The sequence below is a fragment of the Pseudomonas sp. 9_2_1 genome (assembly GCF_059295275.1).
Map to the genome: position 1 here is coordinate 3,483,763 of NZ_CM181239.1, position 22,358 is coordinate 3,506,120.

Here is a 22,358-nt window from a genome sequence, read left to right on the forward strand (position 1 = left end):
CAGGGCGCGGCTCATGCGCTGGCGCAGTCTGCCGGGCATGTCGGCGACAACGCCAGTGCCGCGCAACAGCACAGTGCCCAGCAATCGCTGCAGATGGACCAGGTTGCCACGGCGGTGAATGAAGTGACCTATGCCGTGCAGGACGTGGCCAAGACCGCCGAGCAGGCCGCCGGGGAAATGCGCATCGCGCAGCAGCAGGTTACGCATGGCCAGCAGGCCATCCACGGCAGCCTGGCGCAGATCGACCGGCTGTCGCTGACCATCGACCAGGCGGTGCAGGTGATCCGCGACCTGGCCGGGCACAGCACGCGCATCGGCGGCGTGCTCGATGTCATCCGCTCCATCGCCGAACAGACCAACCTGCTGGCGCTGAACGCGGCCATCGAGGCGGCGCGGGCCGGGGAGCAAGGCCGCGGTTTTGCCGTGGTGGCCGACGAGGTGCGCCTGCTGGCCCAGCGCACGGCGCAGTCGACGGCCGAGATCCACACCATGATCGAGCACCTGCAGAGCCAGTCGGATGCTGCCGTGCGGGCTATCGATGCCAGCAGCGAGGCTTCGCGCCAGACGGTTGGGCAGGCGCGCGCGGCCGGTGCCAGCCTGGATGCCATCAACCAGGTGCTGAACAACCTCACCGCCCTGAATGCCTCCATCGCCAGCGCCACCTTGCAGCAGTCGCATGTGGTCGAGGAAATCAACCGCAATGTGCTGGATACCGCAGGGTTGTCGCAGCAGACCGCCGATGCGGCGCGTCAGTCGAGCGATGCCGGGCTGGCTTTGGGGCAATTGAGCGAAGCGCTGGAACAGTTGTTGCGCCAATTCCGTGTCTAGCCGGCGATCATAGCTCGACTCTTGCAGGAGCAGCCTTGTGCTGCTCCTACAAGTGCCTACACCTTCCTCTGCCGACAAGCTACAATCGCGCCCCTCCCCGCCCCCAAGGATCGCCGATGTCCGGCCTTGAACTCATCGCCGCCGTCCTCGGCGTCACCGCTGTCTGGCTCACGGTCAAGCAGAACGCCTGGTGCTGGCCGATCGGCCTGGTCATGGTGCTGATCTACGGCTGGCTGTTCTACGAGGTCAAGCTGTATTCAGGCATGCTGCTGCAAGTGGCCTATGCCGTTCTGCAGGTGTATGGGTGGTGGCAATGGAAGCGCCCCGGCCGCGCGCACGACGCCCGCCAGGTCTCGCGCCTGCCACGTCCAGCACTGCTCACCGGGCTGGCCGCCGGGGTCGCGCTAAGCGCCGCGCTGGGCGCCGCCATGGCCAGCTGGACCGATGCCGCCCTGCCCTGGCTCGACGCCACTCTCACCGGCTTCAGCCTGGTCGCGCAACTGTGGATGGCGCAAAAGCGCCTGCAGTGCTGGCCGTTGTGGGTGGTGGTGGACATCGTCTATGTGGGCCAGTACGTGCACCAACAGCTGTATTTCACCGCGGGTTTCTTCGCAGTACTGACCCTGATCGCCGTACGCGGCTGGCACGAATGGCGCCGTGACCCGGCGTTGGTGCAGCCATGAACACTCGGCAGGCCATGAAAGTACTGGTGCTGTGCGGCCCAGAATCCAGCGGCAAAAGCTGGCTCAGCGGGGTGATCCAGGCGCATTTTGGCGGCGTGGTGGTAGCCGAGTACGTGCGCCACTTCATCGACCAGGAATGCCGCGACACCTGCTACGCCGATATCCCCACCATCGCCCGCGGCCAACTGGCCTGGGAGGACCACGCCCGTGAGCAGGCGCCACCGTTGCTGATTCTGGACACCCACCTACTCAGCAACATGCTCTGGAGCCAGGCACTGTTCGGTGACTGCCCGGCGTGGCTGGAACAGGCCCTGCTGGCACGGCGCTACGACCTGCACCTGTTGCTGAGCCCCCAGGGCGTCGACTGGGTGGGCGACGGCCAGCGCAGTCAGCCCGAACTTAGCGACCGCCAGCGCTTCTTTGACGACAGTCTCGCGTGGCTGCAACGGCACAACCAAGTGCACCAGATAATCGAAGGCAATTGGCCACAGCGCCAGTTGCTGGCGCTACAAACGGTTGCTACGCTCATTGATAGCGATACGCCAGCGTGCCCAACCGAGTGTTAAGCCACTGACACACCGTTGTGGGGTAAACCCCCCGAAAACGCGGGCCCTGCCCCCGCTTCGGGGACAGTGTCAAGCCAATGAAACACCCCTGCAAAATCCCTTCCAATCGAGGCCACGGCTGCCTCAGCCAGCAACCTGCGCGGACATCTGTTTCAGCGCTGAGACACAATGCGCCGCAATTTGTCAGCCTCTCGCCTTAACCTGTTGATCTGAAAACCATTCTCAAAAGCGGCACACCTTCTGCTCTGTTCCCCGCACCGCTGAACAGGGACAGCGCTCAGAGAAGGAATTGCCGTCGTGAGGAAAACTGACAAACGCCGTAATCATCTGTTGCTAGTGGCCTGCGTGCTCAGCTCACTAAGCCTCACGACCCAGGCCGACAACGGCATCATCGTGATCACCCGCGACGTGCAGACCCGCAATGCGGTGACGCCGCCGCTACGACCTGATCCGAGTCCGACCACAGTCAACGCCAACCCCGCCCCGCATGTGCTACGGCAGACCAATGAGCTGAGCGACGGCGACTTCGCCAACATCAGCAGTGGTGCAGGCATCAATTCCCTGATCACTCAGCAGACCGACAGCCTCGGCGCCAACCTCACCCACCAGACCCAACTGCCCAATCTGGCCGCCGGCCGCGGCTCGGGGTCGGGCAACGGCATTTCCAACATGGTCAATGCGAATGTCCAGAAAGGCCTCGCACCGCTGCAGATCCTGACCGGGGGCAAGTGAGATGACGCGCACGCTTTGGTTACTGGCTGCGTTTTGCAGCGTATCGGCCTTCGCCGAGTCACAGGTTCCAGTCATTAACAACGCCGACATCGACAGTTCCGGCAGCCATTACCAAGGCAACATGACTGTCAATCAGGCTGCGGGCGACATGCAGCAGCAAGCCAATGCCCGGGCCTTCGCCCTGGGCCACGAAGCCAGCGCCACCACCCAGATTCGCCAGCGCCTCAATGCGCCGGCAGACCCGGCCATGGATGCCCGGGCCACCATCCAGGGCAACGCCTTCAGCAATGGTAGCGGCGCACTCGGCGTCAACCAGAGCGCTGGCGCCGGGACCCAGCAGGCCAATGCCCTGCGCATAAGCATCAGCGCTCAACCGCAAAGCATCGACGACAGCGTCCTCATGCAACAGAACGTGGCGCTGCTCAACAACTCCGATCCAGCTGACACCGCAATCGGCCATCGCCAAGTCACTACCAGTGACCAGGCGTTCACCGGTGGCCGCGGGGTGGTCCAGCTGAATCAGAGTGCCGGGGTGGGAAACCGCATGGCCAACACCTTGAGCATCCGGGTCGCGGATTGACCCTTTCAGTCAAGAAAGACACTTAACCCAACTAGAGTACGGAGAATCACCATGAAACCCTCGATGGCAATCAAGCCTCTGGTGTTCGCAATTGCTGCGGTCATGGCTGTTGCTGTACAAGCTGATCAGAACGACCGCCGCGGCGGCCACCACAATGGCAACAACAACCCGACCCGGATCCCGATCTCGGCCACCGCCAACGCACTGGACACCCAGCGCAGCGTTGGCAACACCATCACCAACCAGGGCACTGTCAACGAAGCCGAGATGAGCAGCTCGGCGACCGGCGCCAGCGGCAACGTGGGTGTCAACGTGGCGGCCGGTAACGGCAACCAGCAGGGTAACGCCTCGGCAATCGCCAACGCTGCAGCAGACTCCACGCTGGACAACAGCTTCGTGTTCGGCGAAGCCGAAGCCAATGCCGAAGTAAGCCAGGTCAGCAACCGCAACCGTGTCGACAACTGGTCCACCCAGTCTTCGGCCATCATGAGCGGGTCTGGCGAAGGCAGCTCGGGTAACGTGGGCATCAACATCGCCGGCGGCGACCTGAACCAGCAGAAAAACAGCATGGCAATTGCCAACACCAATGCTGGCCTGGGTAACGCCACTGCCTCCGCCACAGCCGATCAGAACGGCCCAGGCCTGGAGGTCAACAACGCCGCCGACCGCACCTACCGTGTGGACACGCTGACTTTCACCACTACCAAAACCGGGTCCAGCTCGCGTGAAGGTACTTTCAACTCGAGCGACGATCGTAGCGCGTCCTCGAGCTTCAGCGTAGCCGGCGCACAAAGCGCCAGCTCCAGCGGCTCCAACGGCTGGACTTCCAGTGGCTCCAGCAGCTCGAACGCCAGCGGCTCCAACAGCTCCAGCGCCAGCGGCTCGAACAGCTCCAGTGCCAGTGGCAGCAACAGCTCCAACGCCAGCGGTTCCAATAGCTGGAATGCCAGTGGCTCTGTCGGTGGCACCGCCAGCTCCTCCAGCAGCTCCAGCCTGAATGCCACCCTGGCCGCGGCAGCCGATGCAACCCGTACCATCAGCACCGATGATGGCCGTCGCGAACGCACCCGCACCGATAGCTTCGATGGCTCGCTGAACGCATCGCTGAACGTGGATGTGGATCGCTCGCGTGACAGTTCGTACGACGCCTCGTTCGAGAAAGCGTTTGACTCGTCGTTCGACAGGTCGCGTGACTCGTCGTACGACAAGACTCGCGATTCGTCCTACGACAAGACTCGCGACTCTGCCTACGAGAAGTCTCGTGACTCTTCCTACGAGAAGGCGCATGACTCTTCCTATGCCAATGCTTCGGAATCGGCGTATGAAAAGTCTGGCGAGAAATCCTCGCAATCCTCGAACGACGTTGCCAAGAGCTACAGCGAAAGCAGCGCTTACGACTTGAGCAATACCGTGTCCTTCCAAGTGCTGACCCCGACCGGCTGGGCCAACCCTGTTACCAACACTGCAACCCTTAGCGGTTCGGTGAATGGCGGCAGCGGCAACCTGGGCGTGAACGTGGCAGCCGGTGTGGGCAACCAGCAAAGCAACTCGCTGGCCATCTCCAACACCTCGTTCTAAACGCTGCGCTCGAGGCCCCCTTCGGGGGGCCTTTCTTCAACTGAACCGAAAGGCATCCGATCATGCGCATTATCGCCTTGGCGTTTTTGCTGTGCCTGGCCAGCGTGAGCGAAGCTGCACAAATGCCGCTGTCCGTATTACCGGGCGGCGCCGTAGTGTTCAAACCCCTGCAAAGCGTGCGCGAGCGCAAGTTCGCCGACCTGGTGCAACAGAAGACCGACTTCAGCTGCGGCGCCGCCGCGCTGGCAACCATCCTGCGCCAGGCCTACTGGCTGGACGTGGACGAACAACACATCATCGAGGGCATGCTGGCCCACGCCGACCAGGACCTGGTGCGTACCCAGGGCTTCTCGATGCTCGACATGAAACGTTATGTGGAAAGCCTGGGGATGCGCGCCCGCGGCTATCGGGTAGCAGCTGACACACTGCACAGCGTACGTATCCCGGTCGTGGTGCTGATGGATATTCGTGGCTACAAGCACTTCGTGGTGATGCAGAAAGTCGACAACGGCTGGGTGTACATCGGTGACCCGGTATTGGGCCACAAACGCTACAAGGTCGAAGACTTCCTCAAAGGCTGGAACGGCATCATCTTCGCCGTCATCGGCCAAGGTTACGACAAGGGTAACGTGTTGCTCGACCCGCCGTTGCCACTGACCGCCAAAGGCCGTGTAAACGGCTTCACCCCGGTGAAAGACGCGGACCTGCTGGATTTCGGTTTCATCAAAAGCGACTTCTTCTAACGACTCTTCTAATGACAAGGCGCATGAGGCGCCGGGGAGCATTCCATGAAGACCCGACTCTGGCTGGTCATCGCTTGCGTGGCAGCCAGCCTTCCGACCCACGCAGAGACGTTCAAACCCATCGAACTGAAGGACCACGAGCTGGCAAATCTGCGCGGCCGCTACGTCATGCCGGGGCGGATCGTGAGTTTCGGTATCGTCATGAGCAGTACCTGGCAGAACGCCAAAGGCGACGTCATCGGTGCCACAAGCGCCCTGCAGGTGCAGCAATCGACTATCAAACCGCAATTCTACGTGTCGATGATCGATGAAAAGGGGAGCGGCTCGGCGCGATCGGGCGGCGCTGCAACAACCGCTGGAACAGGCATCGTTACTGGCGGTGCCGGGCTCGGCACCACCGAAGGCGTAACCCAGGTCGTGCGGGCCGCGGGCGACAACAACAGTGCCTACAACAACGTTGATATCAACGTCACCAAGGCCAACGAGGCACCTGTCGTCCAACCACAGGGCCAGGCACTGGCAGCCGGCCAGACGCTGACCGGCGAAAACGGCGCCGGGGCGCTCAGTGTGTCCTCCACCGGGGTGGGTGTACAGATGAACATCAACGCCAGCAACAACCAGGGCAGCAGCGTGCAGCGCCTGGCGCAAGGTGGCCTGATGCAGAACGCCACGCTGCTCGGCAACGGCAACCACATCAACAACGTCACCTCGCTGAATGTCGTGATGCGCGAGAACGTACCGACGGCTGCTTCGCTGAATGGCAGCCTTGACCAGCTTAAAGGCCTTCGCACACTCGGATACTGATCTACGCTCAGTCTCAACAAAAAGTAGTCGGAAGGGACGGCAACTCCATGCACCGATCTTTATCGTTCAGAGTTCTTGTGTGTTTGACTACCCTGGCACCCACTTCGCTCTACGCAGCAGCAGACCCTCAAGTCGAGGCCCTGAAACAGGAACTGAGCGAACTCAAGCGCCAGTATGCGGCGCAGCAGCAAGCCTTGATGGTGCTTGAGCAACGTGTCCGGCAAGTGGAAGAGACGCCGGCCACCCCCCAACCCAAACGCCTGGTCAAATCCCCTGCCGAAGGCGTCAAAGGCGCACAGACCGTCGCCTCTGGCGCACCCGGCACGACCGGCAGTTCCTATGGCCAGGCACTCACTGCGGACTCCGAGCCCGCGCCAAGCGTGTCCAACCTGTATGACGAAGCCAGCGGCTTCTTTGGTGGCGGCAAGTTCAGCGTCGAGACCGGCGTTACCTATACCCACTACGATACCCGCGCACTGACGCTTAACGGCTTCCTCGCTCTGGATTCCATTTTCCTGGGCAACATCAACCTGGACAGGATCAAGGCCGACAACTGGACCCTGGATCTGACTGCTCGTTACAACCTCGCGCAGCGGTGGCAATTCGACATCAACGTACCCGTGGTCTATCGCGAGTCGACCTACTCCTCGGGCGGCGCAGGGGGTGCCGGGCCGACCACCTCCGATGCGACCGTGACTCGCGACCCGGAAATCGGCGACATCAACGTGGGTGTGGCTTACAAGTTCTTCGACGAAAACGAGACTTGGCCTGACGCCGTAGCGACGTTGCGAGTCAAGGCCCCGACCGGCAAGGACCCGTATGGCATCAAGCTGCGCGAGGTTGCCGGCAACGACAACCTGTCGGTACCGGAAAGCCTGCCGACGGGCAACGGCGTATGGTCGATCACGCCAGGCATCTCGCTGGTCAAGACCTTCGACCCGGCCGTGCTGTTCGGCAGCCTGTCCTACACCTATAACATGGAAGATTCGTTCAGCGACATCAGCCCGCAGGTCAACAGCAAGGTGCCGGGCGACGTCAAGCTTGGGGATTCCTGGCAGATTGGTGGTGGCATCGCCTTTGCCTTGAACGAGAAGATGAGCATGTCGTTCTCGGTGTCCGACCAGTTTGCCCGCAAAAGCAAGATCAAGCCCGATGGGGGCGACTGGCAGTCGATCTCCAACAGCGACTACAACGCAGCCAACTTCAACATCGGCCTGACCTTCGCCGCCACCGATAACCTGACCATCGTGCCCAACTTGTCCATTGGTCTGACCGACGACGCGCCAGACTTTTCCTTCAGCCTGAAATTCCCCTACTACTTCTGACAGTTGCCCCCAGCCGGGCCTGCGCGAGCGGGCCCGGCTTTGTTTACAGGGCTTGTAGCCGCCCGCTTTCCCTCCCCCGGCCTGTTATCATCAAGCACATCCGCATGACGATTTAATGGCAAAAGGGAAGTTTTTGTGAAAAGCCTGTCAGACCACCCACGTACCCGGTTTACTGCCTTGGCGGTGCTGGTACTGGTGATCCCACTGGGTATGCGCGCCATCCTGGGCTGGTCCAGCCCGCTCGGCTACCTGTCCGACCTTGCCCTGGGCAGCCTGCTGCTCTTGCTGCTGCACCGCCGGCCGTGGTGGCTGGCCCTGCCCGTACTGCTGGCCTGGGCAGCCCTGTGGGTGGCTTCGGCCGAACTCGTCAGTGCCGTGGGCCGGTTGCCCACCAGCGCCGACCTGGCCTACCTGGTCGACCCGCAGTTCATGGAGAACTCGACCGGTGGCGGCCTGGCGCATGCCTGGCTGCCCTGGGTGCTGGGTGGCGGCTTGCTGGCCTGGCTTGCCACTGCCTGGCGCAGCCGCGCACACCGCGGCCGCGCCTTGCCGCGCAGGGCCTGGGCCATCCCGCTGGTGCTGTTCGGCGCCCATTGGGGCAGCCAGCAGCTGCAACCTTCCGATGCTGACCAGTGGCGCCAGTACAACCTCAGCCACCAGCTGATGTCGGCCGGGGTCGGCAACCTGCAGCGACAGGTCGAAGGCTGGATGGGCCATACGCAAACCTTCACGCCGCTGGCCAGCAGCGGCCTGACCCAGTCCGACCTGCATGGCCAACGGCTGCTGGCCGGGCCTGGCAGCGCCCGCAACCTGCTGTTGATCACCGTCGAAGGCATCCCCGGGGCCTACGTACGGCCCAACCGCCAGGCCCTGCACAGTCGCTTCGATGAAAACCTGATGCCCAGGCTCAGCCAATGGGCTGAGCGCGGCATGAGCACCCCGGACTACGTGCTGCACACGCACCAGACCATTCGCGGCCTGTACGCGATGCTATGTGGGGACTACGACAAGCTGGCCAACGGCACCCCCAAGGGCGTCGAGCTGCTGACCCAGCACCAGCGCAACCAGGCCTGCCTGCCGACGCAATTGCGCCAGGCCGGCTTTACCACCCACTACCTGCAGGGCGCCGGCCTGCGCTTCATGGCCAAGGACCGCATCATGCCGCACATCGGCTTCGACTCGGTGCATGGCCTGGAATGGTTCCGCAACAAGAACTACCTGGACTTCCCGTGGGGCAAGGATGACCGGTCCTTCTTCGAAGGGGCCCTGGGTTATGTCGACAAACTGCAAAAGCAGGACAAGCCGTGGATGCTGACCCTGCTCACCGTGGGTACCCACCAGCCTTACTCGGCACCGGCCGAATACCTGCAGCGCTACGACACGCCGAAACAGGCAGCGGTGGCTTACCTGGACGACGCGATCGGCGCATTTCTCGACAACCTCGAACGCAAGGGCGTGCTCAAGGACACGCTGGTAGTGGTGACCTCCGACGAATCCCACGGCATCGACGGCGTGCGCCTGGCTTCGGCCTGGGGCTTCAACCTCACCCTGGCGCCGGAACAGGCCCGGTTGCCGCCTATCAAGCGCGGCACCTACGGCCATGTCGACCTGGCCACCTCGCTGCTGGACTACTTCGCCCTGCCGATTCCAATAGCGCTGGGTGGGCGCTCGTTGTACCGCGACTACGATACCGGTCGCGAGATGATCTCCTACACCAACGGCATGCTGCGTTACCACAACGGCCAGGGCGTGTTCACCGAATGCGACTTCCAGCAGCGCTGCCGGCGTTACGCCAGCAAAGGTTTCATCGCCGATCAGGCACGCTACCTCGGCCCTGGCGACAGCCTGCTCGGCCAGCAGATCGGCGCCCTGGCCGGGGTGCTCGACCAGTCCCTGCTGCAAACCCCGCTCAACTTGCGCTACCAGTTCGGCGGCCCTTCGCCGATCAAGTTGCGCAAGCGCATTCACGATGACTGGGCCGACAACCTGATTGGCGCCCAGTACCTGGAGATGCCCGGCGGCTCGCATACCCGCGTGCGGGTCAAGGTGCGCTCGCTGGACCCTACGCGCACCGCCTACATACAACTCAAGGCCAAGCAGCTGGAGCAGGATGTGCCACTGGGCTTGCCTGCCGAGGTGAGGGTCACCGCCGAACAGCCGCTGGAAATGGAGTTCGGTTTCGACAACCCGACAGGGCGCAAGGCGTTTTCCTTCCATTTGCTGGGTTATGGCGGCGGCAAGGTGGAAGTCAGTGACTTCAGCGTGATCACCGCACTGCCGGGCGAGGATGAAGCGGCAGATGAACTGACCGAGGATCAGATCGCTCACTCGGGCTGATCGTTACCGCCCATCGCCCGGCCACCGGTGCCCGTCGATTCGGCTTGGTCATGCTCGACTAGTGTGTGAATCCCCCAAGCGTGGAGACAGCACCATGAGCACAAGCGAAAACAGGCACCCGGTGGTTGACCGCAGCCAATGGCTGGCGGCCCGCCGGCAGCTGTGGCTGCACGAAAAAGCCTTCACCCACCACCGCGACGCACTGGCCGCCGCCCGTCGCGCCCTGCCTTGGGTCAAGGTCGCACACGACTATCGCTTCCACGGGCCAGACGGCGAACTTGGCCTGGCGGACCTGTTTGCAGGCCGCAGCCAGTTGCTGCTGTACCATTTCATGTTCGTGGAAGGCTGGAGCGAGGGCTGCCCCGGTTGCTCGTTCCTGGCCGACCACTTCGACGGTGCCAACCTGCACCTGGCCCACCACGACGTGTCGCTGGTGGCCGTGTCGCGGGCGCCGTATCACGAGTTCCAGGCATTCCGCCAGCGAATGGGCTGGCGATTCCCCTGGTATTCGTCGAATGGCAGCGGCTTCAACGAGGACTTTGGTGTCAGTGTCGGCAGCGAAGGTGAAAGGCAGTACAACTATGAAGCGTATGACGGCAACGAAAGCGAGTTGCCCGGCTTGAGTGCCTTCTACCGCGAGGCGGACGGTAGCGTGTACCACACCTATTCAACCTACGCCCGGGGGCTGGATATCCTGGTCAATACCTACAACTTCCTCGACATCGCGCCGCTGGGTCGCAACGAAGCCGGGACCATGGATTGGGTTCGCCATCATGACCGCTACGAAGGGCAGCCCGACAAGCCCCACTGCTGCCACAACTGATATCAAACCCATACGCGGAGCGGCTGCAGGAGGGTTCCCGGCCCATTGGGCTGCGCTGTCGTACAGGGAACTGATGCTGGGCACTCCGCGTACCCTGTGGGAGCGGGCGCGCCCGCGAAGAATCCCACGCGGTGCATGGCACCGGCTGCGCCGGTGTTCGCGGGCACGCCCGCTCCCACAGGGTCCCTGCCAAATCAGTAAGTCATGTGCAGGCCCGGTATGCCATTATGCGCGCACACCCAGCATCCCGCGCTCGACGATGAAATCGATCACCGCCTGCAACCCCTCGCCCTTCTTCAGGTTGCTGAAGGTCCACGGCCGCTGCGGGCGCATGCGCCGGGTATCGCTCGCCATTACCTCAAGCGAAGCGCCGACATAAGGCGCCAGGTCGGTCTTGTTGATCACCAGGAAATCCGACTTGGTGATGCCCGGGCCGCCCTTGCGCGGGATCTTCTCGCCCTCGGCCACGTCGATCACGTAGATGGTCAGGTCGGCCAGCTCCGGGCTGAATGTGGCGCTGAGGTTGTCACCGCCGCTTTCAACGAAAATCACCTCCAGGTTGCCAAACTTGCGCGCCAGCGCTTCGACCGCCGCCAGGTTCATCGAAGCGTCTTCACGGATGGCCGTGTGCGGGCAGCCGCCGGTTTCTACGCCGACGATGCGCTCCGGCTCCAGGGCACCGGCTTCGGTGAGAATGCGCTGATCTTCCTTGGTGTAGATATCGTTGGTCACCACAGCGATCTGGTAACGGTCGCGCATGGCTTTGCACAGCGCTTCCAGCAATGCGGTCTTGCCAGAGCCGACCGGGCCGCCGACACCGACGCGCAGGGGTTGTTGATAGCTTTGCATGCAGGCAGTCCTCAAGAACGGAACAAACGGGTGTATTGGGTTTCATGACGCGATGAAGCAATGGCCAGCAATGGCAGGCCGCCACCGAGTTGGTCGTCGCCCAGGGTCAGTGCCTGGTCGAGCGCGGCGGGCAAATCTGCGCCCAGGTCGTGCAGCAGTGTCTGCGCCGCCTGCTGGCCGAACGGCACCAGCTTGACCCCGGCCATGACCGCGCCCTCCAGCCAGGCAAAGCCGTGGCCCAAGGCCAGCTGGCGCAGCGGGATGGCCCAGTGCGCCGCCAGCCAGGCCATGCCGCCCAATTGGGTCAGCTCCAGGCTCGCGCGCCAGGCCGGCACTTGGCCGAGTTGCCAACCGTCAAGCAACCGCGCCAGCGCCGCGCCACGCTGTTGTTCTTCCAGGCGCAGCTCGGCGGTTTCGCGGTTGGCCAGCAGAAAGCGGCTCCAATGGCCGAAGGCCTCGGGGTCCGCGGCCTGGCAGGCGTGGTACAGGCGCGCCATCACCGGCCAGTCAAGGTGGGCCAGGGTGTCGTGGAGCTGCTCGCGCTGCCAGGCAGCGAAACCGCTTACGTCCCGCACCCAGCCCGCCTCTACCGCCCATTCCAGGCCTTGCGAGTAGGTGAAGCCACCCACCGGCAAACCGGGGCTGGCCAGCTGCAGCAGGCGCAGTAACGCCAGGTCGCTGCTCATCAACCGGCCAGCACCAGTGCCGCGCCGGCCAGCAGGCCACCGCCGAACGCTTTCTGCAGGCCGCTGTGCCGGCGCAGCAGGCAACCGACAGCGAAGCCAGCCGCAAGCAACAGGCCACTGACCATCACGAAACCGGCGCTGAACTGCCAGAACGCGCTCGGTGTTGCCTCCACGCCATGAGCCCAGCCATGGAACAGGGCGAATACCGGCATGGCCATGGCCATCAGTACTTGACGGCTTGGTAGCAGTACAGCCCCGGCAGCCACCAGCAGCGACACGGCGATCATGCTCTCCATGCCCAGCACGTCGCCGAACAGGTGGCCACACACCGCGCCCCCGAACATCGCCGCCAGGGTGGCCAGCGGCAGCGTCAGGCTGCGCCGGGTCAGCGCGGCGAGCACGCCGGTGCCCAGCAACATCAACAGGTGGTCAAGGCCGGTCAAGGGGTGCAGCAGGCCGTCTTGCAGGGGGTTGCCATCGTGCCCGGGGTGGGCAAAGGCTGGCAGTGCCAACATCAGCAGAAACAGGGCGAAAGTCTTTTTCATCGGTTGCTCCAGGGCAGATCAGGAATGGGCAGGCAGGCGCACGAACGGGTGATCGTGGCCGTGGCCATGGCTGTGGCCATGTGGCGCACTCTGGTAGGCGCCGGCTTCAGGCTCGAACGGGGCCTGTTCGGCTTGCACCGTCAGACCAAGCCCGCGCAGCATGTCGTCCAGTACATGATCGTGCTGGAAGCGCAGCAGGCCAGGCTCGATCTGCAGCGGGACATGGCGGTTGCCCAGGTGGTAGGCCGCACGGGCCAGCAGATGCGGGTCGGCGCAGCGCACGGTGGACACCGCCTCGGGCGCGGCCAGCACGCGGATCAGCTGGGTGCCATCAGCATCCGCCAACAGCTCACCGCCGCGCAGCAGGTGGCCGCGCTCCAGCATCAGCCCGGCTTCGCGGCCATCATCAAGGGTTACCCGCAGGCGGCTCTTGATGCGGCTGTCGACATCGAGGGTAACGGTGCCGGTCTCGTTTAGCTGTCCGGGCTCGGTAATACGGCGGGTCAGGACAATCATCGGTGCTCCTTCAAAACGGGCTTCAGAACAGGTTTCAGAACAAGAAGTAGCGCTGCGCCAGCGGCAGTTCCGTGGCAGGCTCGCAGACCAGCAGTTGGCCATCGGCACGCACCTGGTAGGTCTGCGCATCGACCTCGATCAGCGGCTGCAAGGTGTTGTGGAGCATGTCCGGCTTGCGCACCCGACGGCAGCCGTTGACCACGCCGATCAGACTGCGCAGGTTCAGTTCCTCGGCCAGGCCGCGGTCCATCGCTGCCTGCGGCAGGAACGTCATGCGGGTGGCATGCCGCGCTGCGCCAAGGGCGCCGAACATCGGCCGGTAGTGCACCGGTTGCGGCGTCGGGATAGAGCCATTGATGTCGCCCATGGGCGCGGTGACGATCATGCCGCCCTTGATCACCAGGGCCGGCTTGACCGCAAAGAACGCCGGCGACCACAGCACCAGGTCGGCCAGCTTGCCAGCCTCCAGCGACCCTACCTCGTGCGCGATGCCATGGGTCAGCGCCGGGTTGATGGTGTACTTGGCGATGTAGCGTTTGACCCGGAAGTTGTCGCTGTAGTCGGTATCCGGTGCCAGCGGCCCGCGGCGCAGCTTCATCTGGTGAGCGACCTGCCAGGTACGCAGCACCACCTCGCCGACCCGGCCCATGGCCTGGGAGTCGGACGACGTCATGGCAAAGGCGCCCATGTCGTGCAGGATGTCCTCGGCAGCGATGGTTTCACGGCGAATGCGCGACTCGGCGAAGGCCACGTCCTCGGCAATGCTCGGGTCAAGGTGATGGCACACCATCAGCATGTCCAGATGCTCGTCCACGGTATTGACCGTGTACGGCAAAGTCGGATTGGTCGAGGACGGCAGCACGTTGGCCTGTCCCGCCGCGCGGATGATGTCCGGTGCATGGCCACCCCCAGCACCTTCGGTGTGAAAGGTGTGAATGGTGCGGTCGCCGATGGCGGCCAGGGTGTCCTCGATACAGCCGGACTCGTTGAGGGTGTCGGTGTGGATCGCCACCTGAATGTCCATTTCCTCGGCCACGCCCAGGCAGCAGTCGATGGCGGCCGGCGTCGAACCCCAGTCTTCATGCAGCTTCAGGCCCACCGCACCGGCGGCGATCTGCTCGCGCAGCGCTTCAGGTCGCGAGGCATTGCCCTTGCCCAGCAGGCCGATGTTGATCGGCAGGCTGTCGGCGGCCTGGAGCATGCGCGCCAGGTACCAGGGGCCGGGGGTGCAGGTGGTGGCGTTGGTGCCAGTGGCCGGCCCGGTGCCGCCACCAATAAAGGTGGTGACGCCGCTGTTCAGTGCCTCGTCAACTTGCTGCGGGCAGATGAAATGGATATGCGAGTCGACGCCGCCGGCGGTGACGATCTTGCCCTCGGCCGCAATCACTTCGGTACCCGGGCCGACCGGCACGTTGACGCCCGGCTGCACGTCCGGGTTGCCGGCCTTGCCGATCACTGCGATGCGCCCGTGCTTGATGCCGATATCCGCTTTGACGATGCCCCAGTGGTCGATGATCAAGGCGTTGGTCAGCACCAGGTCCATGGCCTCGGCGGCCAGCATCTGGCCTTGCCCCATGCCATCACGGATAACCTTGCCGCCGCCGAACTTCACCTCTTCGCCATACACCGTGAAGTCCTTTTCGACCTCGACCCACAGCGCGGTGTCGGCCAGGCGCACACGGTCACCCACGGTCGGGCCGAACATGTCGGCATAGGCCTGACGGGAAATACGGCTCATGCCCTGCCCTCCAGCGGGCCCATCACCTTGCCCTGAAAGCCGTAGACCACGCGCTTGCCGGCGTACGCCACCAACTGCACGGTCCGCGCCTGACCGGGCTCGAAGCGCACGGCGGTGCCGGCAGGAATGTCCAGGCGAAAGCCCAGGGTCGGCGCGCGGTCGAACACCAGCGCCTGGTTGACTTCATGAAAGTGGTAATGCGAGCCGACCTGTACCGGGCGGTCGCCATGGTTGGCCACGCAAACGCTGACCGTTTCACGGCCGCAATTCAGTTCGATGTCGCCGCTGGCGACCTGTATTTCACCTGGGATCATGCAAGGCTCCGGGGCAGTTTCAGACAATGGGGTCATGCACGGTCACCAGCTTGGTGCCATCCGGGAACGTCGCTTCGACCTGCACATCGGGGAGCATTTCAGCTATACCGGGCATTACCTGGTCGCGGCTCAGCACTTCGCGCCCCAGGCTCATCAGTTCAGCGACGGTGCGGCCATCGCGGGCGCCCTCCAGCACTGCGGCACTGATCAACGCTACGGCCTCCGGGTAGTTGAGCTTCAGACCACGGGCCAGGCGCCGTTCAGCCAGCAACGCGGCGGTGAACAGCAGCAGTTTGTCTTTCTCTCTTGGGGTCAGCTCCATGGCGCTCTCTCAGGTGGCCCAGATACGCGGCGGGCAGGCGGGCAGGCCGAGGACGGCCGGGCGCAGTACATGCCACAGGCGTTGCAGGGTGTGTTGCAGGTGTTGGTTGTCATGGTCGAGCAGGCGGATCACCAGCAAAGAGCCGAGCAGGGTCGCACCGGCCGGGTTGCCCAGTGCTTCGAGCAGCGGGCGCACCTGTTCCAGTAGCGCCTGGTCGGCAGGTGCGGCACAGAAGGTGGCGAGCAGCGGGTGCCCGCCAAGCTTGTCCAACTGCCCGCCTTCGATACGCAGCCGCTCATGCAGGCCGATTTCATCGGCCAGCTCGATGTGCAGCCGGCTGTCCAGGGCGCCCTGCTCGAAACGCTCGTTCATCACCGGGCGACCCAGGCACAGGGTTTCCCACGCCAGCAGGCGGGCCCCGGGCTCAAGGGTGAAACGGCTGTCGAGGCTGGCGCGAGCGCCAGAAAAAAAGATGCTGTCCTGTGGCAGCCATTCCAGCGTGCTACCGCTGGCCAGGTGGAAGCGCTGCGCAAGGCGCGCGGTGGGGCCGATGCTGCGGTAGAACTTGCTGGCGCCGGGCATGGTCAGCAGTGCGTGGCTGCCAGGCTCCAGATGAATCTCCAGTTCCAGGCGATCGCCAGCGACGATGCCGCCAGGTGGGTGCAGCACATAGACGTGGCATGGCGGACCTTCAGGATAGAAAGGCCGCTGCACCAAAAGAGGACCGAAATGCCGCCGCGCACCAAGGCGGGTCACACCGTCGCGCTTGACGAAGCGCAGCTGCAGATGGGCGCTCCAGCCTGCGGCATCCTGTTGTTGTTCGATCTGCTCCGCGAGCGACATCCTGCGGCCCCTGAAATCCGTGGCCTGCTGGCCGTTTAGAGGGTCCGCCGTGGGCGCTTGGCAGCGCCTGCGGCCTGACCACTCGATCAAATTCGCAGGCTGGATATAGCAGGTTGCGGGCCAACTCCGCAGGTGAATGAAGATGAAACTATTTTTTGCGGGCGCTCTGGAATGGGGCGTACGGGGGATATTGTGTTTGGGGTGCCAGGTGGTCGCCACAGCATCTGCAGCGCCTGTGAGACCGAGCGCCGCGCGGGCGGCGCTCGATCTCACAGGCGCTGCACATGTTGTGGCAGGCACCTGTCAGCCCTGATGCAATCCTACTGCACCCCCCCCAAAAAAACACTGAAAGTCAGTAGTCGAACCGGTCCACCGCACGCCGGCGTTCGTTGTCATCACGCCGGTCATAACTGGCCGTGGTCTGGATATTGGCATGGTGCGCCAGCTTCTGCGCAATCGACAGGTCATGCTCTTCGATCACCCGGGTAATAAACGCGCGGCGAAAGTCATGCGGCATGATCTTCACCCCCACCTGCGCACCGCGCTGGCGGGCGATGTAGTAGATCGCATGCTTGGTGATCCGCGCGCGGGTGATGTGGCTGCCACGACGGATGCGGTTGAACAGGAACGCGTCGTCTTCGGCCCCTGCCGGCAGGTCTTCGCGGCGCAGGTCCAGCCACGCCTGCAGCTTTTCAAACGCCCAGGGCGGCGCATACTTGATCAGCTGGCGGTTGCCCTTGCCCAGCACCTGGAGGCTACGCGCCTCGAAATCAACCTGATCCAGGTCGATGTCCACCGATTCCGACTTGCGCATGCCAGTGCCGTACAACAAGGCAATGATCGCTGCGTCGCGCACCCCCTGCGGCCGCGGGTCCGCCGCACACACGTCCATCAGTTCGCGGATCAGGCTGCGGCGCAGGTTGCGCCCTGGCGGCAGGCGGCTGCCGGTGGCCGGCTTGACCTCGCGAATGCGCAACAACTGCTCATGGTCGATCAGGCCCTGGCGCCAGGCTTCGTTCATCACCCCGCGAATGGCGTTGACGTATAGCGACGAACTGTTGGGCGCATAGCCGTCGGTGCGCAGGGCCGCCACCAGGGCGATCACATGGCCGGGCTCCAGCCGATGCCAGGGCACCTCGACGAGGTTGCAGTCGACAAAGCCCAGCCGGTCGGCGGCGTCCTGAAGAATGTAGCGCATGGTTTGCTGGCTGGATGGGGCCAGACGGGCCATGTACTGCAGCAGCGGGTTTTTCGAGAGGTCGGACAAAACGTGAATCCTGTAGCGGTGCGTCGGGCCGCCAGCGCAACGGCCAAACTCTGAAGCAAGTCATAACGACAGACGAGCGAGTCTCGATGACCGTACTGCACGTCATGCGGACTCAAAGAAGTGCCATCACCTTGATATGCAAGGCGTTTGAAACTGGCACGGGTCGTGATCTTACCCCAATTGCAGCCCTGAACGAACCAAGGCCCGCCCACCGGATCAGCCTATCGCTGCCGGCCACCAGCCCGGGAACATCTGCTGTACCCTCGGTTCGGCAAAGCGCTCATCGATCAGCACCAGCACACCACGATCCTGATCGCCCCGAATGACCCGACCGGCCGCCTGGATCACCTTGCGCACGCCGGGGTACAGATAGGCGTAATCGAAGCCCGCACCAAACTGGCGCCCCAGCCGCTGCTTGAACTGCTCATTGACCGGGTTGACCTGGGGCAGCCCGAGCGTGGCAACGAATGCACCGATCAGCCGCGTCCCCGGCAAATCCACGCCTTCGCCAAAAGCACCGCCCAATACGGCGAAGCCGATGCCCTGGCCATCGGTGACGAACCGATCCAGAAACGTCTGGCGCGCCGCTTCATCCATGCCCGGTTGCTGCGCCCATATGGGAATCTGCACATGCTGCTCGGCCAGCAACCCGGCTACCTGCTGCAGGTATTCAAAGCTGCTGAAGAATGCCAGATAGTTGCCCGGCATCTGTTCATACTGGCGGGCAATCAGCTCGACAATGGGTGCCAGTGAGGCCTGGCGCTGCTGGTAGCGGGTGGAGACCTGGCTGGCAATGCGTACTTCCAGCTGCTCGGGTCGAAATGGCGCCGCCACCTCCAGCCACGCGGTGTCGGCCGGCATGCCCAGCAGGTCGCTGTAGAAGTGCCGCGGACTCAGCGTGGCAGAAAACAGCGTCACACTTCGTGCCGCTTGCATGCGCGGGGCCAGCAGGCGTGCCGGGGTGACGTTGCGCAGGCACAGGGTCGCCAGTCGGCGCTTGCGCGGGCCTTGGCGCTGGCTGATGTCGAACAGAAAATGCTCGTCAAACAGTTCAGCAACCCGGCTGAACTGCAACGCCTGATAGAAGAACTGCAAAACCTGCGGGTCCATGTGCGCGGGCGACTGGTTCATCTGCTCCTGGATCAGCCCGATGCACTGCTGCAGGGCACGCAACAAGGATTCAGGCAGCGACTCGCTGGCCTTGTAGGGCGCACGCTGCTCTTTGTACAGCGCGTTCCACTGACGGTTCAACCGGTCCAGCGCGCTGACCAGCCCGTGTGGCTTGCTTTGGCGCAAGGCCAGCAGCTGGCCCTGGTCAAGGCTGGCGCTGTACATGTTGCGCCCGCGCTCGACCAGGTTGTGCGCCTCGTCCACCAGCACCGCGACGCGCCACTGGTTCAGCTGAGTCAGGCCGAACAGCAACGCATGCGCATCAAAGTAGTAGTTGTAGTCGGCGACCAGCACATCCACCCAGCGCGCCATCTCCTGGCCCAGGTAATAGGGGCACACCTGGTGCGCCAACGCCACTTCGCGCAGCTTGGCACGGTCCAGCAAGGGCACGGCCGCCGCGGCCTCGCGCGCTGCAGGCAGGCGGTCGTAGAAGCCTGCGGCCAATGGGCAGGACTCGCCATGGCAGGCTTTGTCGGGGTATTCGCAGGCCTTGTCGCGAGCAATCAGCTCCAGTGTGCGCAAGGCCGGCTGCGGCGTGGCAGCGGTAATCTGGTGCATGGCATCGAGGGCCAGTGCCCTGCCCGGCGTCTTGGCGGTGAGGAAGAACAGCTTGTCCAGTTGCTGCGGCGCCATGGCCTTGAGCAGCGGGAACAAGGTACCGAGCGTCTTGCCGATGCCGGTGCTGGCCTGGGCCATCAGGCAGCGGCCGGTGCTCACCGCCTTGTACAGTGTTTCGGCCAGTTGCCGCTGGCCCTGGCGGAACTGGGCATAGGGAAAGCCCAATGCCTGTAGCCCATCGTTACGTTCGGCCATGCGCCGCTGCTGATACTGGGCCCAGGCCAGAAAACGCTGGCACTGGGTTTCAAAAAAGGCCTGCAGCTCGTCAGCCGTGCAGTGCTGGCTGATCAGCGTCTGGCCGTCGCTGTCGACATCCAGGTAAACCAGCGCCACCTCGATGGCGGGCAGTTGCCGTGCCTGACACATCAACCAGCCGTAGACCTTGGCTTGCGCCCAGTGCAACTGGCGGTGATTGGCGGGCTGGCGCGTCAGGTCACCGCGGTAGGTCTTGATCTCTTCCAGGCGGTTGTGGGCCGGGTCGTAGCCGTCGGCGCGGCCGCGCACCCGCAGGGTGTCGAACTGGCCTTCGAGGGCGATTTCCGACTGGTAACCAGCAGCGCGCCGCGCCACTACCCGCCGGTGCCCTTCGATGCCTTCCTGGGCGGACGGCGATGGCGTGAAGCGCAGGTCCAGGTCGCCGACCTTGGCGCTGAACTCGCAGAGGGCGCGCACTGCCACGCTGTAGCTCAAGACGCCTCGCTCCAACGCACATGGCACACCGCGACCGCCAGCCCGTTGGCCCTGCAGAACTCCAGCCAGCGTAGCTGATTGTCCTGCAGGCGGTCGCCGGGGCCCTTGACCTCGACCATGCGATAGCGACCCTGCTCGGGCCAGAACTGGATCAGGTCGGGCATACCGGCGCGGTTGTTGCGAATGTCCTGCAGCAGGCGCACGAAGCAGTGTTTCAGCTGAGCGGCCGGCAGGCACGCCAGCGCCTGCTGCAGCAGCGCCTCGCTGAGCATGGACCAGAACACGAACGGTGACTGCAAGCCTTGTTTGGCCGCGTAGCAATCGAGAATCGCCTGGCGATGGCTGCCATCGTCAAGGCGCCCCAGGCAGCGTTCGAACACGGCGCTTCGCCGCTGCTGGAAGTCGCTGTCGTGCAGGTCCTGGGGTGCAGACTGGAACGGGTTGAAGAACGCGCCAGCTACCGGGGCGAAGATCGCCTCCCAGCACAGCAGGCCGAACAGGCTGTTGAGCAGCGTGTTCTCCACGTAATGCACATGCCCACCCGCTTCGGCGAGGTGCTGACGCACGGCTTCTTCCACGCCCAGCGCGGCGTGCTCGCGGGGCAGCTCCAGCTCGATCAGCTCAAGTGGCGCGACCCGCTGGCGCCGCTGTGGCGGACCGCCAAGCTTGCGCGCCAGGCGCGGCAGCATGCGCTCAAGCGCCTGCACCTCGAGTGCGTTGGCCGGCGCCGCCGCCAGTTGCAACGCCAGCGCATGGGCCTGCGGCCATTGCTCGCTACGCTCCAGCACCCGCACCTGACGAATGCGCGCCTGGGCATGGCTGCACTGCGCGTACACGGCCAGGGCCTGGGCCCAGTCGCCCAGGCGCTCGCATTGCTGGCCCAGGGCGAACTGCAAACGCGCATGGCGCCTGCTCAGCCATGGATTGTCGCTGTGCAGGCCCTGCATCGCCGCCAGGATCGCGACCGGGTCGTCGCCCTGCTCCAGGCGCTCGGCGCACTGGTGCAAGGCCATCGCCAGATCGACTTCGGCACGTTGCTGCAAGGCGCGTGAATCGGTGCTGAACGGCACCTGCTCGTAGCGCAGCAGGCCGAGATCAGCGAGCACGAAGTCTGACCAGTCCTGGTACAGGTTGCCGAAAAACAGCAGGCGCATGCGGTCGCACAGCGGTTGCAGGCACCAGTGCAGGATGCGCACCTCGCTGTCCGGGAACCACTCGGCCAGCGGCCGGGCTGCCAGCTCCAGGGCTTGCAGTTGTGCCAGCAGTTCATGCTTGGTGGCACGGGGGCGGCTTAGTTGCCGGGCAAAACAGCGCGCCAGTTCGTCCTTGCGCAGCAAGACGAACAGCTGCTCCAGCGCCAGTTGTTCGGGTTCACGCACCCAACCCAAGGCCTGCAAAGGCTGCAGCGCCTGCCAGGTATCGCCGATTTCGGCATAGTCCAGGCGATCGCTGCGAAACAGCTCTCCTTTGCGCATGACCATGCGCACCATCAAGGCCTGGGCAGGCGCGTCCAGTTGGCTGAATGTACGGATGAAGTACAGTTCCTGATCGTCGAGCAGGTCTTCGTAACGCTGCTCGACCCACAGCAGCACCTGGCGGAAATTGTGCAGGTAGTAGAACGGGTCGTCGACAGAGTGGGCAATCACGGGGCGAGATCGGGTAACGGGGACAGGCACTGGTTATACATACAGACCTGCCTGACTGGCAAGTGCCGTGGGTCAGGTCGGTGTGCCGGAAGGGCCGCGCAGCAGCCCCTCGGATTCATGTGGCGGGTTCGGGATGTTGGGGCTGCTGCGCAGCC

22 protein-coding genes are annotated in these 22,358 nt (G+C 63.9%); 11 read left to right on the forward strand and 11 right to left on the reverse strand.

Annotated features, from left to right (window positions below; all coding sequences use genetic code 11):
* Nucleotides 1-93: 93 nt before the first annotated feature.
* The 11 genes from AC5O5I_RS15660 to AC5O5I_RS15710 all read left to right on the forward strand — a co-directional run bounded on the left by AC5O5I_RS15660 (nucleotide 94) and on the right by AC5O5I_RS15710 (nucleotide 10,999).
* Nucleotides 94-828, forward strand: coding sequence for a methyl-accepting chemotaxis protein (locus AC5O5I_RS15660; protein ID WP_494512768.1), 735 nt, complete (start codon nucleotides 94-96; stop codon nucleotides 826-828).
* Nucleotides 829-944: 116 nt separating this feature from the next.
* Nucleotides 945-1,511 carry a nicotinamide riboside transporter PnuC gene (gene pnuC / locus AC5O5I_RS15665; RefSeq protein ID WP_172222809.1) on the forward strand — a complete coding sequence of 189 codons (567 nt, stop codon included), beginning with the start codon at nucleotides 945-947 and terminating at the stop codon, nucleotides 1,509-1,511.
* Nucleotides 1,508-2,077: an AAA family ATPase gene (locus AC5O5I_RS15670; protein ID WP_494511103.1), complete on the forward strand. Its 570-nt coding sequence runs from the start codon at nucleotides 1,508-1,510 to the stop codon at nucleotides 2,075-2,077. Before pnuC ends, AC5O5I_RS15670 begins: the two co-directional genes overlap by 4 nt.
* A gap of 297 nt (nucleotides 2,078-2,374) precedes the next feature.
* On the forward strand, nucleotides 2,375-2,809 hold the full coding sequence (gene fapA, locus AC5O5I_RS15675) for a functional amyloid chaperone FapA (protein ID WP_172222817.1): 435 nt from the start codon (nucleotides 2,375-2,377) through the stop codon (nucleotides 2,807-2,809).
* Nucleotide 2,810: 1 nt separating this feature from the next.
* Nucleotides 2,811-3,389: a fibril amyloid subunit FapB gene (gene fapB / locus AC5O5I_RS15680; protein WP_172222821.1), complete on the forward strand. Its 579-nt coding sequence runs from the start codon at nucleotides 2,811-2,813 to the stop codon at nucleotides 3,387-3,389.
* Between the two features lie 51 nt (nucleotides 3,390-3,440).
* The gene (fapC, locus tag AC5O5I_RS15685) at nucleotides 3,441-4,967 is read left to right on the forward strand and encodes an amyloid-like fimbrin subunit FapC (protein ID WP_172222825.1); all 1,527 of its coding nucleotides are present in this window, start codon (nucleotides 3,441-3,443) and stop codon (nucleotides 4,965-4,967) included.
* A 62-nt stretch (nucleotides 4,968-5,029) separates the two neighbouring features.
* On the forward strand, nucleotides 5,030-5,710 hold the full coding sequence (gene fapD, locus AC5O5I_RS15690; protein ID WP_172222830.1) for a fibril amyloid maturation endopeptidase FapD: 681 nt from the start codon (nucleotides 5,030-5,032) through the stop codon (nucleotides 5,708-5,710).
* Between the two features lie 45 nt (nucleotides 5,711-5,755).
* Nucleotides 5,756-6,514: a fibril amyloid subunit FapE gene (fapE, locus tag AC5O5I_RS15695; protein WP_172222834.1), complete on the forward strand. Its 759-nt coding sequence runs from the start codon at nucleotides 5,756-5,758 to the stop codon at nucleotides 6,512-6,514.
* Between the two features lie 47 nt (nucleotides 6,515-6,561).
* The gene (gene fapF / locus AC5O5I_RS15700) at nucleotides 6,562-7,839 is read left to right on the forward strand and encodes a fibril amyloid transporter FapF (RefSeq protein WP_172222838.1); all 1,278 of its coding nucleotides are present in this window, start codon (nucleotides 6,562-6,564) and stop codon (nucleotides 7,837-7,839) included.
* Between the two features lie 135 nt (nucleotides 7,840-7,974).
* Complete coding sequence (locus tag AC5O5I_RS15705; RefSeq protein ID WP_494511104.1) at nucleotides 7,975-10,176, forward strand: LTA synthase family protein; 2,202 nt, start codon at nucleotides 7,975-7,977, stop codon at nucleotides 10,174-10,176.
* Between the two features lie 94 nt (nucleotides 10,177-10,270).
* On the forward strand, nucleotides 10,271-10,999 hold the full coding sequence (locus tag AC5O5I_RS15710; RefSeq protein ID WP_172288524.1) for a DUF899 domain-containing protein: 729 nt from the start codon (nucleotides 10,271-10,273) through the stop codon (nucleotides 10,997-10,999).
* Nucleotides 11,000-11,224: 225 nt separating this feature from the next.
* Here AC5O5I_RS15710 and ureG read toward each other — a convergent pair whose 3' ends face one another.
* From ureG to AC5O5I_RS15765, 11 genes are all read right to left on the reverse strand, one after another.
* Nucleotides 11,225-11,848 (reverse strand): urease accessory protein UreG, encoded by a 624-nt coding sequence (gene ureG / locus AC5O5I_RS15715; protein WP_172222848.1) that lies wholly within the window; start codon nucleotides 11,846-11,848, stop codon nucleotides 11,225-11,227.
* 11 nt (nucleotides 11,849-11,859) lie between these two features.
* Nucleotides 11,860-12,534: an urease accessory protein UreF gene (locus tag AC5O5I_RS15720; RefSeq protein ID WP_172288526.1), complete on the reverse strand. Its 675-nt coding sequence runs from the start codon at nucleotides 12,532-12,534 to the stop codon at nucleotides 11,860-11,862.
* Nucleotides 12,534-13,079, reverse strand: a complete 546-nt coding sequence (locus tag AC5O5I_RS15725) for a HupE/UreJ family protein (protein WP_172222855.1) — start codon at nucleotides 13,077-13,079, stop codon at nucleotides 12,534-12,536. Before AC5O5I_RS15725 ends, AC5O5I_RS15720 begins: the two co-directional genes overlap by 1 nt.
* Nucleotides 13,080-13,097: 18 nt before the next feature.
* On the reverse strand, nucleotides 13,098-13,595 hold the full coding sequence (gene ureE / locus AC5O5I_RS15730; RefSeq protein ID WP_172222858.1) for an urease accessory protein UreE: 498 nt from the start codon (nucleotides 13,593-13,595) through the stop codon (nucleotides 13,098-13,100).
* A gap of 34 nt (nucleotides 13,596-13,629) precedes the next feature.
* Nucleotides 13,630-15,333 (reverse strand): urease subunit alpha, encoded by a 1,704-nt coding sequence (gene ureC / locus AC5O5I_RS15735; protein ID WP_172288079.1) that lies wholly within the window; start codon nucleotides 15,331-15,333, stop codon nucleotides 13,630-13,632.
* A complete protein-coding gene (locus AC5O5I_RS15740) occupies nucleotides 15,330-15,647 on the reverse strand; it encodes an urease subunit beta (RefSeq protein ID WP_172232224.1) in 318 nt (105 codons plus the stop codon). The genes ureC and AC5O5I_RS15740 overlap by 4 nt, the downstream gene beginning before the upstream one ends.
* A 19-nt stretch (nucleotides 15,648-15,666) precedes the next feature.
* A complete protein-coding gene (locus tag AC5O5I_RS15745) occupies nucleotides 15,667-15,969 on the reverse strand; it encodes an urease subunit gamma (protein WP_172232227.1) in 303 nt (100 codons plus the stop codon).
* A 9-nt stretch (nucleotides 15,970-15,978) separates the two neighbouring features.
* The gene (locus AC5O5I_RS15750; RefSeq protein ID WP_494511105.1) at nucleotides 15,979-16,812 is read right to left on the reverse strand and encodes an urease accessory protein UreD; all 834 of its coding nucleotides are present in this window, start codon (nucleotides 16,810-16,812) and stop codon (nucleotides 15,979-15,981) included.
* Between the two features lie 352 nt (nucleotides 16,813-17,164).
* Entirely contained in the window at nucleotides 17,165-18,079 is a 915-nt protein-coding gene (locus AC5O5I_RS15755; protein ID WP_172288076.1) for a site-specific integrase, read from the reverse strand.
* A 216-nt stretch (nucleotides 18,080-18,295) separates the two neighbouring features.
* Nucleotides 18,296-20,557, reverse strand: coding sequence for an ATP-dependent DNA helicase (locus tag AC5O5I_RS15760; protein WP_494511106.1), 2,262 nt, complete (start codon nucleotides 20,555-20,557; stop codon nucleotides 18,296-18,298).
* On the reverse strand, nucleotides 20,554-22,203 hold the full coding sequence (locus tag AC5O5I_RS15765) for a VRR-NUC domain-containing protein (RefSeq protein WP_494511107.1): 1,650 nt from the start codon (nucleotides 22,201-22,203) through the stop codon (nucleotides 20,554-20,556). Before AC5O5I_RS15765 ends, AC5O5I_RS15760 begins: the two co-directional genes overlap by 4 nt.
* Between the last annotated feature and the right edge of the window lie 155 nt (nucleotides 22,204-22,358).

What these genes read in the sequence shown, in the direction of transcription:
- ureE (WP_172222858.1), bottom strand. Translation starts at nt 13,595, where the DNA reads ATGATTGTCCTGACCCGCCGTATTACCGAGCCCGGACAGCTAAACGAG.
- ureG (WP_172222848.1), bottom strand. Translation starts at nt 11,848, where the DNA reads ATGCAAAGCTATCAACAACCCCTGCGCGTCGGTGTCGGCGGCCCGGTC.
- fapF (WP_172222838.1), top strand. Translation starts at nt 6,562, where the DNA reads ATGCACCGATCTTTATCGTTCAGAGTTCTTGTGTGTTTGACTACCCTG.
- AC5O5I_RS15745 (WP_172232227.1), bottom strand. Translation starts at nt 15,969, where the DNA reads ATGGAGCTGACCCCAAGAGAGAAAGACAAACTGCTGCTGTTCACCGCC.
- fapC (WP_172222825.1), top strand. Translation starts at nt 3,441, where the DNA reads ATGAAACCCTCGATGGCAATCAAGCCTCTGGTGTTCGCAATTGCTGCG.
- AC5O5I_RS15660 (WP_494512768.1), top strand. Translation starts at nt 94, where the DNA reads ATGGACCAGGTTGCCACGGCGGTGAATGAAGTGACCTATGCCGTGCAG.
- AC5O5I_RS15725 (WP_172222855.1), bottom strand. Translation starts at nt 13,079, where the DNA reads ATGAAAAAGACTTTCGCCCTGTTTCTGCTGATGTTGGCACTGCCAGCC.
- AC5O5I_RS15750 (WP_494511105.1), bottom strand. Translation starts at nt 16,812, where the DNA reads ATGTCGCTCGCGGAGCAGATCGAACAACAACAGGATGCCGCAGGCTGG.
- fapE (WP_172222834.1), top strand. Translation starts at nt 5,756, where the DNA reads ATGAAGACCCGACTCTGGCTGGTCATCGCTTGCGTGGCAGCCAGCCTT.
- fapB (WP_172222821.1), top strand. Translation starts at nt 2,811, where the DNA reads ATGACGCGCACGCTTTGGTTACTGGCTGCGTTTTGCAGCGTATCGGCC.
- AC5O5I_RS15670 (WP_494511103.1), top strand. Translation starts at nt 1,508, where the DNA reads ATGAACACTCGGCAGGCCATGAAAGTACTGGTGCTGTGCGGCCCAGAA.
- AC5O5I_RS15720 (WP_172288526.1), bottom strand. Translation starts at nt 12,534, where the DNA reads ATGAGCAGCGACCTGGCGTTACTGCGCCTGCTGCAGCTGGCCAGCCCC.
- pnuC (WP_172222809.1), top strand. Translation starts at nt 945, where the DNA reads ATGTCCGGCCTTGAACTCATCGCCGCCGTCCTCGGCGTCACCGCTGTC.
- ureC (WP_172288079.1), bottom strand. Translation starts at nt 15,333, where the DNA reads ATGAGCCGTATTTCCCGTCAGGCCTATGCCGACATGTTCGGCCCGACC.
- fapD (WP_172222830.1), top strand. Translation starts at nt 5,030, where the DNA reads ATGCGCATTATCGCCTTGGCGTTTTTGCTGTGCCTGGCCAGCGTGAGC.
- AC5O5I_RS15710 (WP_172288524.1), top strand. Translation starts at nt 10,271, where the DNA reads ATGAGCACAAGCGAAAACAGGCACCCGGTGGTTGACCGCAGCCAATGG.
- AC5O5I_RS15740 (WP_172232224.1), bottom strand. Translation starts at nt 15,647, where the DNA reads ATGATCCCAGGTGAAATACAGGTCGCCAGCGGCGACATCGAACTGAAT.